Source organism: Streptomyces sp. VTCC 41912, assembly GCF_045799175.1.
In the GTDB taxonomy this organism is placed as follows: domain Bacteria; phylum Actinomycetota; class Actinomycetes; order Streptomycetales; family Streptomycetaceae; genus Streptomyces; species Streptomyces albulus_C.
Genome location: NZ_JBJMAB010000014.1, coordinates 135,781 through 151,004 on the forward strand (window position 1 = coordinate 135,781; position 15,224 = coordinate 151,004).

Here is a 15,224-nt window from a genome sequence, read left to right on the forward strand (position 1 = left end):
GCATATCCTGACCACGCACGCACCACCCGCACCACCCCCACCACCCGCACCTCAAAACGCCGAAGATCACGGCAGATCACCGAAGTTCACCGACCGCACGACCGCACGACCGCCCGCGCAGCGCCTCCACACCCCGCACCACGGCGCGGCGCAGGCACCGCACGCACCACACCACGGCATACGGGGTTCCGTTCGGCCCCGGCCCCAGCCCCAACTCCAACCCCAGCCCCGGAACCGGCTCGCACACCGCACCACGATGGCGCGGGCCACCTGCACCCTGGTTCACGGGCGGCACCACGACGCGCCGTCCGCACCCGTACCGCGTAGAGGGAGAGCACCATGACCGCCGACACCGCCGACACCGCGAACACCGCCGGCGTCCGTACCGCCGTCGTCACCGGAGCGAGCAGCGGCATCGGCGCCGCGACCGCCCGGGCGCTGTCCGCCGCCGGCTACCGGGTCGTGCTCACCGCCCGCCGCAAGGACCGCATCGAGGCGCTCGCCGCCGAACTCCCGCACGCCGAGGCGTACGCGCTCGACGTCACCGACCGCGCCGCGGTCGACGCGTTCGCGCGCTCCCTCGGCCGCTTCCCCTCCGTGGACGTCCTGGTCAACAACGCCGGCGGCGCGGTCGGCGCGGAGCCGGTCGCCACCGGCGATCCGGCCGACTGGCGCACGATGTACGAGGTCAACGTGCTCGGTGTGCTGCACATGACCCAGGCGCTGCTGCCCGCGCTGACCGCCTCGGGCGACGGCACCGTCGTCGTCCTGTCCTCCACCGCCGGCCACGGCACGTACGAGGGCGGCGGCGGATACGTCGCCGCCAAGCACGGTGCGCACGTCATCGCCGAGACGCTCCGCCTGGAGCTGTGCGGCGAGCCGGTACGGGTCATCGAGGTGGCCCCCGGCATGGTCAAGACCGAGGAGTTCGCGACCACCCGTTTCCGCGGCGACGCCGAGAAGGCCGCCAAGGTCTACCAGGGCGTGGACGCACCGCTCACCGCGCAGGACGTCGCCGACACCATCGCCTGGGCGGTCTCCCGTCCCCCGCACGTCAACATCGACCTGCTCGTCGTCCGCCCCCGGGCGCAGGCCTCCAACACCAAGGTGCACCGCAACAGTTGACGGGACGGCGGGTGGCGGGGCCGGCACCGGCGGGGTGGCGGGATCGATCGCCGCAGCCCCGCCCGCCGCCCGCCGCAGCCCCGCGCGGCTCCGGGAACCCACCCCGAAAAGAGGGGGCCTAGGTACACCCCCTGCTGGGTGTGCGGGCCCCGTGTCCCGCTCCCCCCGCGCCGCGACAGTGGGCGCATGCCAACGACCCCGAGCCCCGCGTCCCCACCACCGGCCGCCGGCCCGCACGCAGCCCGGCCCGCGCCCGCCGCCCCCAGTAGCACGCGGCGCCGTCGTCCCCCGACCGCCCTCTGGCTGGTACCCCTCGTCGCGGTGTCGCTGCTCGTCACGGCGCAGGCGGTCAGCGCCTACGTCCCGCCCGACCTGCACACCAGTCGCGTCCCGCCGCGCAGCGAACTGCACTACGCGCTCCTGGTGGCGCACATCTTCACCGCCACCGTCGCGGTGCTGACCGGCCTCGCCCAGTGCTGGCCCTGGCTGCGCCGCCGGCTCCCGGTCGCCCACCGGTGGATCGGCCGGACCTACTTCTTCGGCGGGGTGTTCCCGTCCGCCCTGATCGGCATACCGGTCGTCTACTTCGTCCCGCTGGGGCTGAGCAACCAACTGTCCCTGGCCGTGCTCGACGCGTTGTGGATCGTCACCGGAGTCGCCGGCTACCGCGCCGCCCGCGCGCGCCGCTACGCCGACCACCGGGAGTGGATGGTCCGCAACGTCGCGCTGACCCTGGTCGCGCTCACCTCGCGGATCATCCAGCCCGTCGTCGAGCACCTCGTGGCGAGCCAACTCGCCGACCCGGTCGCGTACGCGGGCGATCCGCTCACGGCCAGCCACGACATCGCCAGCACCTCGTCGTGGTGCGCGCTGCTGTTGAACCTGATCGCCGCCGAGTACCTGATCCAACGTCGACGACCGGCCCGACGCCGCCCGGCGGCAAGCGCCCTCCGCGGGGAACACGGCGCGTAGGCCCCCGCGGCCCGGCGCCCACCGGACCGGTGGGCGCGGCGGGCGAGGCGGGCGGGCCGGGCGAGGCGGGCGAGGCGGGCCGGGCCGCTCCGGGGCAGTGGCGCTCCGGGCGGAGCCAGCGCCCCGCCCCTCACCCCTTCACGCACACCACCTGCTTGAGCTTGGCGACGACCTCCACGAGGTCCCGCTGCTGCTCCATGACCTTCTCGATCGGCTTGTAGGCGCCGGGGATCTCGTCGACGACCCCGGAGTCCTTGCGGCACTCCACGCCCCGCGTCTGCTCCTCCAGGTCGCGCGTGGAGAAGCGCTTCTTCGCCGCGTTCCGGCTCATCTTGCGGCCGGCGCCGTGCGAGGCGGAGTTGAAGGACGCCGGGTTGCCCAGCCCGCGGACGATGTACGAGCCGGTGCCCATCGAGCCCGGGATGATCCCGTACTCACCGCTGCCGGCCCGGATGGCGCCCTTGCGGGTCACCAACAGCTCCACGCCCTCATAGGTCTCCTCCGCCACGTAGTTGTGGTGGCAGGAGATCACCGGCTCGAAGGTCGGCCGGGCCTTGCGGAACTCCGCGCGGACGACGTCCTGGAACAGGGCCATCATCACGTCGCGGTTGTGCCGGGCGTACTCCTGCGCCCAGAACAGGTCGTTGCGGTACGCCGCCATCTGCGGGGTGTCCGCGACGAAGACGGCGAGGTCGCGGTCGACCAGCCCCTGGTTGTGCGGCAGCTTCCGGGCCTGCTCGATGTGGTGCTCGGCCAGTTCCTTGCCGATGTTGCGGGAACCGGAGTGCAGCATCAGCCAGACCGCGCCGGTCTCGTCCAGGCAGAACTCGATGAAGTGGTTGCCGGACCCCAGCGAACCCATCTGCTTGGCCGCCCGCTCGTGCCGGAACTTGACCGCCTCGGCCACGCCGTCGAAGCGACCCCAGAAGTCGTCCCAGCCGGCGGTCGGGAACCCGTGGACGCGCCGCGGATCGACCGGGTCGTCGTGCATGCCCCGGCCCACCGGGATCGCCTGCTCGATGCGGGAGCGCAGCCGGGACAGGTCACCGGGCAGGTCGTCGGCGGTGAGCGAGGTCTTGACCGCGCTCATCCCGCAGCCGATGTCCACGCCGACGGCGGCCGGGCAGACCGCGCCGCGCATCGCGATGACCGATCCGACGGTGGCCCCCTTGCCGAAGTGCACGTCCGGCATCACGGCCAACCCCTCGATCCACGGAAGGGTGGCGACGTTGCGCAGCTGCTGCATCGCGACGCCCTCGACCGTGGCCGGATCGGCCCACATGCGGATCGGCACCTGGGCGCCGGGCACTTCGGTGTACGACATACCTGTCTCTTTCCCCCGGAAAATTGAAAAACGCAAAAGCCGGACAATATGCCCGATCTTGGACGGCGAACCGACGTTCGCGGCGAAACGTGCGGTAGACATTGTGTCCATCGGCCGCCGCCCGGCGGCAACCGCATTTCCGCAGGGAAGGAGCCGCGAACGATGCCGCGCAAGTCGTTCGTACCCGGTGCCGCACTGCTGGCCACCGTGGCCCTGGCCGCCGGCCTGACCGGCTGTTCCGGAGGTTCCGCCACGGGCACCAGCGGCGGTGACGGCAAGGGCGGTGACACCACCGCGGCCAGCCCGTCCGCGCAGCCGGGCCGCTACCAGACCCTGCCGGAAGCCTGCGGCCTGCCGTCCCGCGGCACCCTGCGCGCCATGCTCCCCGGCGACGACCAGCAGCTGTCGCAGGCGGACGCGCAGAAGATCTACGGCGGCCGGGCCGACATCACCTACGACACCGACCGCCGGGTCGGCTGCCAGTGGACGCGGGAGACCACCGCAGGAACCCGCCACCTCACGCTCGACATCCAACGCGTGGTCTCGTACAACGCCGCGGTCAGCGACGACGACCGGGCACAGGAGCTCTACCTCGGCAAGGAGCAGGCCGCCAAGATCCCGTCCGCCGGCTCCGACACCCCCTCGGCGTCGGCCAGCCCGAAGGACGCGCCCAAGGGCCAGCAGAAGCCGTCGGCCGGCGCCACGGAAGCGGACGGCGGCCAGGACGCCGCCGCGGGCGGGAAGAAGGCGGACGGCGCCGCGGCGGCGACCAGCGCCCCGGCCACCCCGTCCGACTCCCCCTCGGCGACCCCGTCCGACCCCACGACGGGCCCCGGCAGTCCGCTCGCCCCGCGCGTCCTGGACGGCCTCGGCGACGCGGCCTTCCTCAACGACCAACTGATCACCACGGACTCCGGCGTACACCGCGACATCACTGTGGTCTTTCGCACGTCGAACGTCATCGTGACGCTCACCTACGACCAGTGGTCCACGGACAAGACGCAGCTGCCGGAAAGCCAGGAACTGCAGGACAAGGCCCGTTCCCTGGCCGGCGAACTGGCCGACAGCCTCAGCGAATAGGCCCCGTTGATGCCGTTAATCCGGATCGAGCACTTCACTCGCGAATCGCCCGATTCGTCCCGCTGCTCAATTGTTATGAATCGGCCACCCCCCTCGCTCCGCCGCGTACCGTGCCCTAGGACCAGCCCCGAACACGGGGCCGGGCCAGCACGCTCCACAAGGGTCCGCACCGACTCGACGACGACGAACAGCGAAGGAACCATGCACCGATCCGCCAAGCGACTCGCCAGCCTCCTCACCTGCGCAGCAGTACCGGTGCTGCTCGTCGCCGGGTGCTCCGGCTCGGACGGCAAGAGCTCCGGTGACAGCACTCCCTCCGGCTCGTCCAGCGCCGCCGCCGGCAGCCCCTCGCCGACCGTCGCCGCCGCGAAGTTCAAGAAGCTGCCGAACCCCTGCGAGGCGTTCTCCAAGGACACCCTCAACAAGCTGCTGCCCAAGGTGAAGGACGCCGCCGGCAGCCAGGGCAAGTCCACCGACACCACCTCCCGCGGCGCCTGCTCCTGGAGCAGCTCCGACGACCAGGGCGTCGACGGCACCCAGTTCCGCTGGCTGGACGTCGCCTTCCAGCGCTACGACTCCGACCCGGCCATCGGCTCGGGCGAGAAGCGGGCCACGGACTTCTACACCCAGCAGATCAACGACGCCAAGGCCACCCAGGGCGCCAAGAAGGTCGCCGCCGTGCCGACCGCGGGCACCGGTGACGCGGCCACGGCCATCAGCTACGACGTCAACAAGGAAGACAACGACTTCAAGAACACGACGATCGTGGCGCGCACCGCCAACATCGTCGTCACCGTCAACTACAACGGCGCGGGCATGGCCGGCGCGGACACCCCCAACGGCAACGACCTGCTGAAGGCCGCCCAGGCCGCCGCCAAGGAAGCCGTCACCGCCGCCACCAAGGCCAACCAGGGCTGACCCGCCCGGGGCCGGCGGCACCGCCCGGGCCGCCCTCCCGCGCCCGGAGCCCTCCCCGACCCGGCAGGAACGGGTGTGCAACGCTATGCGCGCCAATTCGCCGAGTCCGGGGAGGGACCGCGGGTGTCCGCGACACAGACCGCGCAGTTGACCCGTACGCACCGCATCCTGATCGGCGTGGTCATCGCCGGCGCGGTCCTCATCGCGGCGATCGGCTTCACCGGCTCCTACGCGGCCGTCCGCGCCCTGGCCGAGAAGAAGGGCTTCGGCGCCTTCGCGGCGGTCTTCCCGATCGGCATCGACGCCGGCATCGTGGTCCTCCTCGCCCTGGACCTGCTGCTCACCTGGATCCGCATCCCGTTCCCGCTGCTGCGCCAGACCGCCTGGCTGCTGACGGCCGCGACCATCGCGTTCAACGGCGCCGCCGCCTGGCCCGACGCCCTGGGCGTCGGCATGCACGCGGTGATCCCGGTGCTGTTCGTCGTCGCCGTGGAGGCCGCCCGGCACGCCGTCGGCCGGATGGCCGACCTCACCGCCGACAAGCACATGGAGGGCGTCCGGCTCGCCCGTTGGCTGCTCGCCTTCCCCTCCACCTTCCGGCTGTGGCGCCGGATGAAGCTGTGGGAACTTCGCTCCTACGACCAGGTCATCCGGCTGGAACAGGACCGGCTCGTCTACCAGGCGCGGCTGCGGGCCCGTTACGGGCGGAACTGGCGCCGCCGGGCACCGGTCGAGTCGCTGATGCCGCTGCGACTGGCCCGGTACGGCGTCCCCCTCGCCGAGACCGCGCCGGCCGGACTCGCCGCCGCCGGCATCGACCAGCCGGTGGACGCCGCCCACTCCCGCGCGCTCTCCCCGGCCCCCGCCCACCCGGGCCCGGAGGCCCTGCCGACCGCCGCGCCCCCACGGCCGGCACCGGAATCGGAACGGCAACCGGAACCCCCGCAGGAGTCGGGGCAGGAGTCCGCAGCGGCAACGGAACCCGCGGCGGTCGGGCGGCCCGCGCCCCAACCGGCGGCGCCCGACGCGGAAGGGGCGCCCGCGCACCAGGACGTCCCCCGGCCCCGCCCGGAACCCGTTGCGGAAGCCCCCGAGCCCGCCGCCCCGCACGAGCCCGAACCCACCGCGGCCGGCCCGCAGTTGACCGTCCCGGTCGGCCCGGGCCGCAGCCGCCCCCTGGGCACCGCGGGCGGCGCGCTCCCCCAGGACGCGCCGGACGACGCCCCCGTCGAGCCCCCCGTCTGGGAGCCCGCCGACGACGCGCCCCGGGACGAGAAGTACTTCGCGGCGTTCCGCTCGTACGTGGCGGAGAAGAACGACTTCCCGGACTCCCGGCAGTTCGGCCGCTACCTGCTGGAGTTCTACGGGTACCAGGGCCGCGACGGCGGCCCGCTCAGCGAGGGCTACCTGCGCGGCTTCATCCGGGACTTCCGCGCCCGCTTCCGGATGGAGATGGAGGCGGAGCACATCCCGTAGGCGGACCGGGCGGCCCCGACCGCGCGGCCGTCGCGGCGCCGAACGGGACCGCCCCGCAAGCCCGTTGGAGCCGCCCGGCCACGGCGCGGACTACGCCGCCGCCCCCGCTTCCTTCCGCTTGCGGTCGGACTCCCCCCACACCATCAGTGCCGCGCCCGCCACGAAGAGCGCGCCGTAGGCGGGCCAGGGCAGCTCGACCCAGTGCCGGAGCACGCCCCAGGGGCCGTCGGCGAAGAACAGGCCGGCGAGGCCCAGGCCGCCCTGGACCATGACGAAGAACCCGATGATTGCCCTCATCCCGTCATCGTGACGGCTTCGGCCCCGGGAACCGTCGTTCCCGGGGCCGAACCCGTTCTCACCCTCAGGGAGGAGGAGGCCGCCCGGGCCTCCTCCCGTCAGCCGCCCAGCAGCTTGCGGACCCGGTCCGCACCCACCGCGAGCAGCAGCGTGGGCAGCCGGGGGCCGGTGTCGCGGCTGACCAGGAGGTTGTAGAGCAGCGCGAAGAACGAGCGCTGCGCGACCTTCAGCTCCGGGGTCGGCTTGGCCTCCGGGTCCAGACCCGCCTGGACCTTCGGAACGCCGTAGACCAGGGTCGTCAGGCCGTCCAGCGACCAGTGGTCGTCCAGGCCGTCGAGCAGCAGCCGCAGCGCGCCCCGGGACTGGTCGTCCAGGGAGCCCAGCAGTTCCGCGTCGGGCTCGTCGCGGACGACGGTGCGCTGGTCGGCGGGGACCTGGGTGGCGATCCAGTGCTCGGCCTTGTCGAGCCGCGGCCGGGTCTCCGCGAGGGAGCCGACCGGGTTCTCCGGGTCGAGTTCGCTCAGGATGCGCAGGGTCTGCTCGTCGTGGCCGCCGGTGATGTCCGCGACGGAGGCGAGCGTGCGGTACGGCAGCGGGCGCGGCGTGCGCGGGAGTTCACCGGCGGCGGTGCCGACGGCCCGGGCGTAGGCCCCGGCGTCCGCGGGCTGCGCGGTGCCCTCGGCGACCTTGGCCGCGAGCTTGTCCCACTCGTCGTAGAGCCGCTGGATCTCCTGGTCGAAGGCGATCTTGAAGGACTGGTTGGGCTTGCGGCGGGCGTACAGCCAGCGCAGCAGCGGCGCCTCCATGATCTTCAGCGCGTCGCCCGGGGTCGGCACGCCGCCCTTGGACGAGGACATCTTCGCCATGCCGCTGATGCCGACGAAGGCGTACATCGGGCCGATCGGCTGGTCGGCGCCGAACACCTCGCGGACGATCTGCCCGCCGACGACGAACGACGAGCCGGGCGAGGAGTGGTCCACGCCGGACGGCTCGAAGACCACGCCCTCGTAGGCCCAGCGCATCGGCCAGTCGACCTTCCAGACCAGCTTGCCGTGGTCGAACTCGCGCAGCGCCACGGTCTCGGAGTGGCCGCAGGCGACGCACTCGTAGGACATCTCCGTGGTCGCGTCGTCGTAGGCGATGACCTTGGTGAAGTCCTTGTTGCAGACCGTGCAGTACGGCTTGTACGGGAAGTAGCCCGCACCGCCGGCGCTGCCGTCGTCCTCGGTGGCCGCGCCGGAGCCCTCGGCCGCCTCCAGCTCCGCCTCGTCCACCGGCTTCTGCTGCTTCTTCGGCTTGCCGGTGGCCTTGTCCTTGGTGCGGTAGCGGCCCAGGACGGCGTCGATGTCGCCGCGGTGCTTCATCGCGTGCAGGATCTGCTCGCGGTAGGCGCCGGAGGTGTACTGGGCGGTCTGGCTGATGCCGCGGTACTCGATGCCCAGCTCGGCCAGGGACTCCTCCATGGCCACCCTGAAGTGCTCGGCCCAGTTGGCGTGCGGGCTGCCGGGCGGGGCGGGCACGGCCGTCAGCGGCTTGCCGATGTGCTCCTCCCAGGACGCATCCACACCGGCCGGCACCTTGCGGTACCGGTCGTAGTCGTCCCAGCTCAGGACGTGCTCGCAGGGGATGCCGCGGCGCCGGATCTCGTCGGCGACCAGGTGCGGGGTCATCACCTCGCGGAGGTTGCCGAGGTGGATCGGGCCGGACGGGCTCAGTCCGGAAGCGACGACGACAGGTTTGCCCGGGGCGCGGCGCTCCGCCTCGGCAATGACCTCGTCCGCGAACCTGGAAACCCAGTCGGTTTCGGTGCTCTGCTGAGCCACGATCGGCCCTTCCTCTTCCTGGTGCTTTTCCGATGCGCCCACTCGCGCCCTCCGGTGCCGCGCTCCGTCACCCGCGGCGCGGGCCGAACGGTCCGGACGGACAAAAGCCTGACGGTGCCCATTGTCCCAGACGCCCGCCGCCCGGAAATTCAGTGGTACTGCCGTGGGATACTCAGGGCAAACCCTTTCCACCCCAACGGAACGGCAGCTCAATGGCCTCGGTCACCTCCCTCGCAGCTACGGTCAACCAGCGCGTCGCGGACGCCCTCTCGGCAGCCCTGCCGGAGGCCGGCGCCGCGGACCCGCTGCTGCGACGTAGCGACCGGGCCGACTTCCAGGCCAACGGCCTGCTCGCACTGGCCAAGAAGCTGGGCGGCAACCCGCGGGAGCTGGCCGGCAAGGTCGTCGAGACGCTCGGCACCGACGGCGTCCTCGCCGACGTCGAGGTCTCCGGCCCCGGCTTCCTCAACCTCACCGTCGCCGACCGGGCCATCCTCGCCACGCTCGCCGCGCGGGCCGCCGACGACCGCCTCGGTGTGCCGTACGCGGCGCACACCGGCACCACGGTCATCGACTACGCGCAGCCCAACGTCGCCAAGGAGATGCACGTCGGCCACCTGCGGTCGGCGGTGATCGGCGACGCCCTGCGCAACATGCTGGACTTCACCGGCGAGAAGACGATCGGCCGCCACCACATCGGCGACTGGGGCACGCAGTTCGGCATGCTCATCCAGTACCTGATCGAGAACCCGGGCGAGCTCGCCCCGGCCGCCGACGTCGACGGCGACCAGGCCATGTCGAACCTCAACCGGGTCTACAAGGCGTCGCGCGCCGTCTTCGACGCCGACGAGGAGTTCAAGGAGCGCGCCCGCAAGCGGGTCGTCGCCCTCCAGTCCGGCGACGCGGAGACCCTCGACCTGTGGCAGCGGTTCGTGGACGAGTCGAAGGTCTACTTCTCCTCGGTCTTCGAGAAGCTCGACATGGAGATCCGCGACGAGGAGATCGTCGGCGAGTCGGCCTACAACGCCATGATGGCCGAGACCGCGCGGCTGCTGGAGGAGTCCGGCGTCGCGGTGCGCTCCGAGGGCGCCCTGGTCGTCTTCTTCGAGGACATCAAGGGCAAGGACGACAAGCCGGTCCCGCTGATCGTGCAGAAGGCGGACGGCGGCTTCGGGTACGCGGCGAGCGACCTGTCGGCGATCCGCAACCGCGTCTTCGACCTGGACGCCACGACGCTGCTGTACGTCGTCGACGTGCGCCAGTCGCTGCACTTCCGGATGGTCTTCGAGACGGCCCGCCGGGCCGGCTGGCTGAACGACCAGGTCAAGGCCCACAACATGGGCTACGGCACGGTCCTCGGCGCGGACGGCAAGCCGTTCAAGACCCGTGAGGGCGAGACGGTGCGGCTCCAGGACCTGCTCGACGAGGCGGTGCAGCGCGCCGCCGAGGTGGTGCGCGAGAAGGCGCAGGACCTCACCGAGGACGAGATCCAGGAGCGGGCCGCGCAGGTCGGCATCGGCGCGGTGAAGTACGCGGACCTCTCGACGTCGCCGAGCCGGGACTACAAGTTCGACCTGGACCAGATGGTGTCGCTCAACGGCGACACCAGCGTGTACCTCCAGTACGCCTACGCCCGGATCCAGTCGATCCTGCGCAAGGCCGGCGAGACCGGCCCGGTCGCCCACGAGCAGCTCGAACTCGCCCCGGCGGAGCGGGCGTTGGGCCTGCACCTCGACGCGTTCGGCGCCACCGTCGCCGAGGCCGCGGCGGAGTACGCACCGCACAAGCTGGCCGCGTACCTCTACCAGCTGGCGTCGCTGTACACGACCTTCTACGACCAGTGCCCGGTCCTGAAGGCGGACACCCCCGAGCAGGTCGAGAACCGCCTCTTCCTGTGCGACCTGACCGCCCGCACCCTCCACAAGGGCATGGCCCTGCTGGGCATCCGCACCCCCGAGCGGCTGTAGGACCCACCCCGCCGCATGACCCGGGCCCCGTACCGCACTGCGCGGTACGGGGCCCGGTCGTTCACGCGCCTTCGGGCAGTTCGCTCACCGCCCCGTCCGGCTCGCGCCGGATCGGCACCCACCGCTTCTTGTCGAGGGAGTACCCGTACTGCGGCCGGCCCTCCTCGCCGCTGGTGCGGAACGGCTTCCCGGTGTCGTCGATGCGCACCGTGCCGTGCCGGTCGCCGCTGGACCAGTCCAGCTCCAGGTACCAGCGCACGTGGTGGGCCTTGACGGTCGCGTTCACGTAGAACGTCTCGGCGTCGTCGGCGCGCACCGTGTAGGGGAAGTCGTCGTGCGCGCCCTCCTCGGGGGTCAGGCGGGGCACCGAGGAGTCGAGGTCCACGCCGAAGCTGTGCTTGGGCACGTTGCCGCCGCAGCCCACCCCGATGTACCCCATCGCGTAGTCGTTCCAGGCCAGCGGCGCGTCGGTGCCGGCGACGCGGACGTGCAGGGACTCCAGGACCACGGTGTTGCCGCCGACACCCTGGACGGTCAGCCGCACGCTCTGCCGGCCCGCGGACACCGCGCCGTTGGCGGACACCCAGCCGGGGGCGTCCTGTTCGTTGGGCGGAGGCGCGATGCGGCCCGGCGGCCGGTCGATCAGGTAGGGATGGCCGCAGGGGCTGTCCCAGTACTGCGGCTGGGTGGACACCGTCAGCGGCACGCCGGTGGCCGGCGCCCCGCCGTCCTGCCGCGCGCCGCCGGGGGACGGGGTGCCGTCGGCGTCCCCGGCCTCGCCGTCCGCGCCCTTGCCGGTGTCGGACCCGTCGGCCCCGCGCCCTGAGCCGGGCCCGGCCGTGCCGCCCGGGGACCGCTTCGGGACGCCGCCCGCACCCCCGGGCACCGACGGCCCGGCCCCGTCCGGCGACGCCTCCGCCACCGCCCCGGCCCGGTCGCCCCTCGGCGCGAGGAACCCGCCCGGCACGACGAGGGCGGTGGCCCCGAGCGCCAGCGCGACACCGGCCCCCACCACCGCGGCGATCCACCGCGCACGGGACGCGGGCCGGGCGGGCCCGGCCGGCGGCGCGGTTCCGCCCGGCGCGGTGGCCGCCGCACCCGTTCCCGCCTCCGCGTCCGCCGCCGGTTCCGGCAGCGGCTCCGAACGGGACTCGGCCTCCTGCTCCGGCCCGGCCGGAGGCACCCGCTCCGGCTCGGATACCGGCCCCTGCGGCCCCTTTTCCGCGCCGCGGCGCCCCCGTGCCGCGTCCGCCACGATCCACCGCCGGTGGACCTCCACCAACTCCTCCGGCGCCGCCCGGCAGGCCCGGGCGAACCGCTCCACCGGCGCGAACTCCGTGGGCACCGCGGTCCCGTTCACGTACCGGTGCAGCGTCGACGTACTCATGTGCAGCCGCTTGGCGAGCGCCCCGTAGCTCAGCCCCGACCGCTCCTTCAACTCCCGCAGCAATGCGGCGAGATCCCCCGCCCCCACGTGCTCCTCCCTCTCCCCCCGCCGTTCCCTGCCGCCGTTCCAGTCCGCCGTTCCAGGCAGTTCCCGTTCGCGCAGCTCAGCGCCGGTACGGGCGTTCCAGCGTCCCGGATTGCCGGGCGGCGCTGGCGATCGGGACGGAACGGACCGCACGCTGGGGCCATCCAAACACGCCGCCCCCCTCGTACGGGGAGTGCGCCGCTCGTCTCCCGGACCACCCGGGCCACCCATGGTTCAGCCCCCGCCGCACAGATAGCGAGATCCAGCCATGCCCACCCCGCGCCTCCGCCGCCCCCGCACCCGGCTGTTCGCCGCGACCACGCTCGCACTCGCCGCGTTCTCGCTCACGGCCTGCAACACCGGCGCCTCGGGCGTGCGGGACGCGGGCGCCGCCCCCGCCCGCGACGCGTCGTCCACCACGGAGGCGACCCCGAATCCGGCGGCCAAACCCGGCAGCGGCCCCACCGGCGCGACGGGCTCCGCCGGCAAGGGCTCCACGGCGACCACCCCCGAGAAGCACCGCACGACCGCCGACCCCGACGCCCCGGACCGCCGCGTGCCCTGCACCGCCGCCAACACCCGCGTCACCGCCGCCCCCGTACAGCGCCCCCTCAACCACATGCTCCTCACGGTCACCAACACCGGCTCCACCCTGTGCGACCTGCCGGCCTACCCGATCGCCCGGTTCGAGAACGCCCAGTCCGTACCGCCGGTCATCGAGAACACCAAGCCCCAGGCCGCCGTCTCGCTCCGGCCCGGCGCGAAGGGCTACGCGGGCGTCGTCCTCTCCGCCGGCGACGGCAGCGGCGGCGCGGGCTACTCGGCGCGGAGCCTGCAGATCGGCTTCCCCGGCACCGACGCGATGGTCGACGCCGCGCTCCGGACCAACAAGGTGCACATCGACGACGCGCTGCGCGTCACGTACTGGCAGTCCGACCCGGCCGACGCACTCCAGTGACGACCCACCCGCACCGACGCCACATCCACGCCGCGGCACCGCCCGCGGCCCATCGAGGAAGGCAGAACCACCCCATGCAGATCCGTCCCCGCCACGGCGCCCCCCGCCTCCGGGCCGCCGCCGCGGCCCTGACCGCCACCCTCGCCCTCACCACGCTCGGCGCCGTCCCGGCGGCCGCCGCCGGCACCCCGACCGCGAAGCCCGTCACCTGCACCGCCGCCACCACCAAGGTGACCGTCCAGAAGGTGCAGCGCCCGCTCAACCACCTGCTCCTGACCGCCACCAACACGGGCAGCAAGCCCTGTTACGCCTACAACGCCCCCTACCTCCGCTTCGACGACGCCCAGGCGGCCACCGCCGTGCTCCGCGACAGCGTGCCGCAGGCCGTCGTCACCCTGGAGCCGGGCGAGAGCGCGTACGCCGCCATCGGCACGGAGTCCCCGCAGGGCACCCACGGCTACCGGGCCCACCGGCTCGGCGTCCTGTTCTCCAACCGCGCGATGGACGGCAGCGTGGGCGGCTGGGCCCGTCCGAAGCTGCCGACGGGCGGGGTGTACGTGGACAGTTCGGCGTTCGTCACCTACTGGCAGCCGAACCCGGCCGACGCCCTGATGTGGTGACCCGCCGCCCACCGGGCCCGCCGCCGGCCGAGGAGCACGCATGACGAGGCCCCGGGCACCGCGATCCGCTCGCGGTGCCCGGGGCCCTCGCTCCGCGGGCGGCTAGCCCAGCTTCCGCGCGACCTCGGTCGCCCAGTAGGTGAGGATCATGTTGGCGCCGGCCCGCTTGATCCCGGTGAGGGTCTCCAGGATCGCCTTGTCCCGGTCGATCCAGCCCTTCTCGGCGGCCGCCTCCACCATCGCGTACTCGCCGGAGATCTGGTACGCCGCGACCGGCACGTCGACCTCGTCCGCGATCTTCGCCAGGACGTCCAGGTAGGGCAGCGCCGGCTTGACCATCACCATGTCGGCGCCCTCCGCCAGGTCGAGCGCCAACTCGCGCAGCGACTCGCGGAGGTTGGCCGGGTCCTGCTGGTAGGTCTTGCGGTCGCCCTGCAACGACGAGCCCACCGCCTCGCGGAACGGCCCGTAGAACGCCGACGAGTACTTCGCCGTGTAGGCCAGGATCGAGACGTCCTCGTGGCCCGTCTGGTCCAGCGCGTCCCGGATCACCCCGACCTGACCGTCCATCATGCCGCTGGGCCCCACCACGTGGACGCCCGCGTCGGCCTGCACCTGCGCCATCTCCGCGTACCGGTCCAGCGTCGCGTCGTTGTCGACCCGCCCGTCGGCGTCCAGCACCCCGCAGTGGCCGTGGTCGGTGTACTCGTCCAGGCACAGGTCCGACATGATCACCAGGTCGTCGCCGACCTCGGCCTTCACGTCCCGGATGGCGAGCTGCAAGATGCCGTCCGGGTCCGTGCCCGCCGTGCCGACCGCGTCCTTGTTGGCGTCCTCCGGCACGCCGAACAGCATGATGCCGCCGACCCCGGCCTCGACCGCCTCGACGGCGGCCTTGCGCAGGGTGTCGCGGGTGTGCTGGACGACGCCCGGCATCGCGGAGATCGGCACCGGCGCGGCGACGCCCTCGCGCACGAACGCCGGGAGGATGAGTTCGGCCGGATGCAGGCGGTACTCCGCGACCATCCGCCGCATGGCGGGGGTGGTGCGCAGCCGCCGCGGCCGCGCCCCCGGGAAGCTTCCGTACTTCGTCATGCCCTCCACGCTACGCCCGCCCCGCACCCGCCTTTGCCGACGCAACGTCGGGCGGACGGGCCGCGACGAGGGCCGCCGACGACCGCGGACGAGCGGAA

The 15,224-nt window shown here is 73.0% G+C and carries 13 protein-coding genes; 8 read left to right on the forward strand and 5 right to left on the reverse strand.

Features of this window, described 5'->3' with window-relative positions; translation table 11 throughout:
* Positions 1–339 precede the first annotated feature (339 nt).
* Entirely contained in the window at positions 340–1,125 is a 786-nt protein-coding gene (locus tag ACJ6WD_RS21290) for an SDR family NAD(P)-dependent oxidoreductase (protein ID WP_233661140.1), read from the forward strand.
* A 186-nt stretch (positions 1,126–1,311) separates the two neighbouring features.
* Positions 1,312–2,097 carry a DUF2306 domain-containing protein gene (locus ACJ6WD_RS21295; protein WP_407616332.1) on the forward strand — a complete coding sequence of 262 codons (786 nt, stop codon included), beginning with the start codon at positions 1,312–1,314 and terminating at the stop codon, positions 2,095–2,097.
* A gap of 130 nt (positions 2,098–2,227) precedes the next feature.
* On the opposite strand, the gene ACJ6WD_RS21300 is transcribed toward ACJ6WD_RS21295, so the two are convergent.
* Complete coding sequence (locus ACJ6WD_RS21300) at positions 2,228–3,421, reverse strand: RtcB family protein (RefSeq protein WP_016575560.1); 1,194 nt, start codon at positions 3,419–3,421, stop codon at positions 2,228–2,230.
* Between the two features lie 162 nt (positions 3,422–3,583).
* On the opposite strand from ACJ6WD_RS21300, the gene ACJ6WD_RS21305 reads away from it, so the two are divergent.
* The 3 genes from ACJ6WD_RS21305 (at position 3,584) to ACJ6WD_RS21315 (ending at position 6,895) form a co-directional block, all read left to right on the forward strand.
* The gene (locus ACJ6WD_RS21305; protein ID WP_233661142.1) at positions 3,584–4,501 is read left to right on the forward strand and encodes a hypothetical protein; all 918 of its coding nucleotides are present in this window, start codon (positions 3,584–3,586) and stop codon (positions 4,499–4,501) included.
* A gap of 201 nt (positions 4,502–4,702) precedes the next feature.
* Positions 4,703–5,419, forward strand: a complete 717-nt coding sequence (locus ACJ6WD_RS21310) for a DUF3558 family protein (RefSeq protein ID WP_233661143.1) — start codon at positions 4,703–4,705, stop codon at positions 5,417–5,419.
* A 123-nt stretch (positions 5,420–5,542) separates the two neighbouring features.
* A complete protein-coding gene (locus ACJ6WD_RS21315) occupies positions 5,543–6,895 on the forward strand; it encodes a DUF2637 domain-containing protein (RefSeq protein ID WP_407616333.1) in 1,353 nt (450 codons plus the stop codon).
* 90 nt (positions 6,896–6,985) lie between these two features.
* On the opposite strand, the gene ACJ6WD_RS21320 is transcribed toward ACJ6WD_RS21315, so the two are convergent.
* Both ACJ6WD_RS21320 and lysS read right to left on the reverse strand, forming a co-directional pair.
* Positions 6,986–7,192: a hypothetical protein gene (locus tag ACJ6WD_RS21320; protein ID WP_376444031.1), complete on the reverse strand. Its 207-nt coding sequence runs from the start codon at positions 7,190–7,192 to the stop codon at positions 6,986–6,988.
* 98 nt (positions 7,193–7,290) lie between these two features.
* Positions 7,291–9,015 (reverse strand): lysine--tRNA ligase, encoded by a 1,725-nt coding sequence (gene lysS / locus ACJ6WD_RS21325; RefSeq protein WP_376444028.1) that lies wholly within the window; start codon positions 9,013–9,015, stop codon positions 7,291–7,293.
* 212 nt (positions 9,016–9,227) lie between these two features.
* Here lysS and argS point away from each other — a divergent pair, with 212 nt between their 5' ends.
* The gene (gene argS / locus ACJ6WD_RS21330) at positions 9,228–10,982 is read left to right on the forward strand and encodes an arginine--tRNA ligase (protein ID WP_233661147.1); all 1,755 of its coding nucleotides are present in this window, start codon (positions 9,228–9,230) and stop codon (positions 10,980–10,982) included.
* Positions 10,983–11,043: 61 nt separating this feature from the next.
* Here the strand turns inward: argS and ACJ6WD_RS21335 are convergent, their stop codons facing one another.
* Positions 11,044–12,456, reverse strand: coding sequence for a helix-turn-helix domain-containing protein (locus ACJ6WD_RS21335; protein WP_407616334.1), 1,413 nt, complete (start codon positions 12,454–12,456; stop codon positions 11,044–11,046).
* Positions 12,457–12,721: 265 nt separating this feature from the next.
* Between ACJ6WD_RS21335 and ACJ6WD_RS21340 the strand changes: the two genes are divergently transcribed.
* A complete protein-coding gene (locus ACJ6WD_RS21340) occupies positions 12,722–13,411 on the forward strand; it encodes a DUF4232 domain-containing protein (protein WP_407616335.1) in 690 nt (229 codons plus the stop codon).
* Positions 13,412–13,485: 74 nt separating this feature from the next.
* Positions 13,486–14,031 carry a DUF4232 domain-containing protein gene (locus tag ACJ6WD_RS21345; RefSeq protein WP_407616336.1) on the forward strand — a complete coding sequence of 182 codons (546 nt, stop codon included), beginning with the start codon at positions 13,486–13,488 and terminating at the stop codon, positions 14,029–14,031.
* Between the two features lie 102 nt (positions 14,032–14,133).
* On the opposite strand, the gene hemB is transcribed toward ACJ6WD_RS21345, so the two are convergent.
* On the reverse strand, positions 14,134–15,126 hold the full coding sequence (hemB, locus tag ACJ6WD_RS21350) for a porphobilinogen synthase (RefSeq protein WP_233661151.1): 993 nt from the start codon (positions 15,124–15,126) through the stop codon (positions 14,134–14,136).
* Positions 15,127–15,224 lie beyond the last annotated feature (98 nt).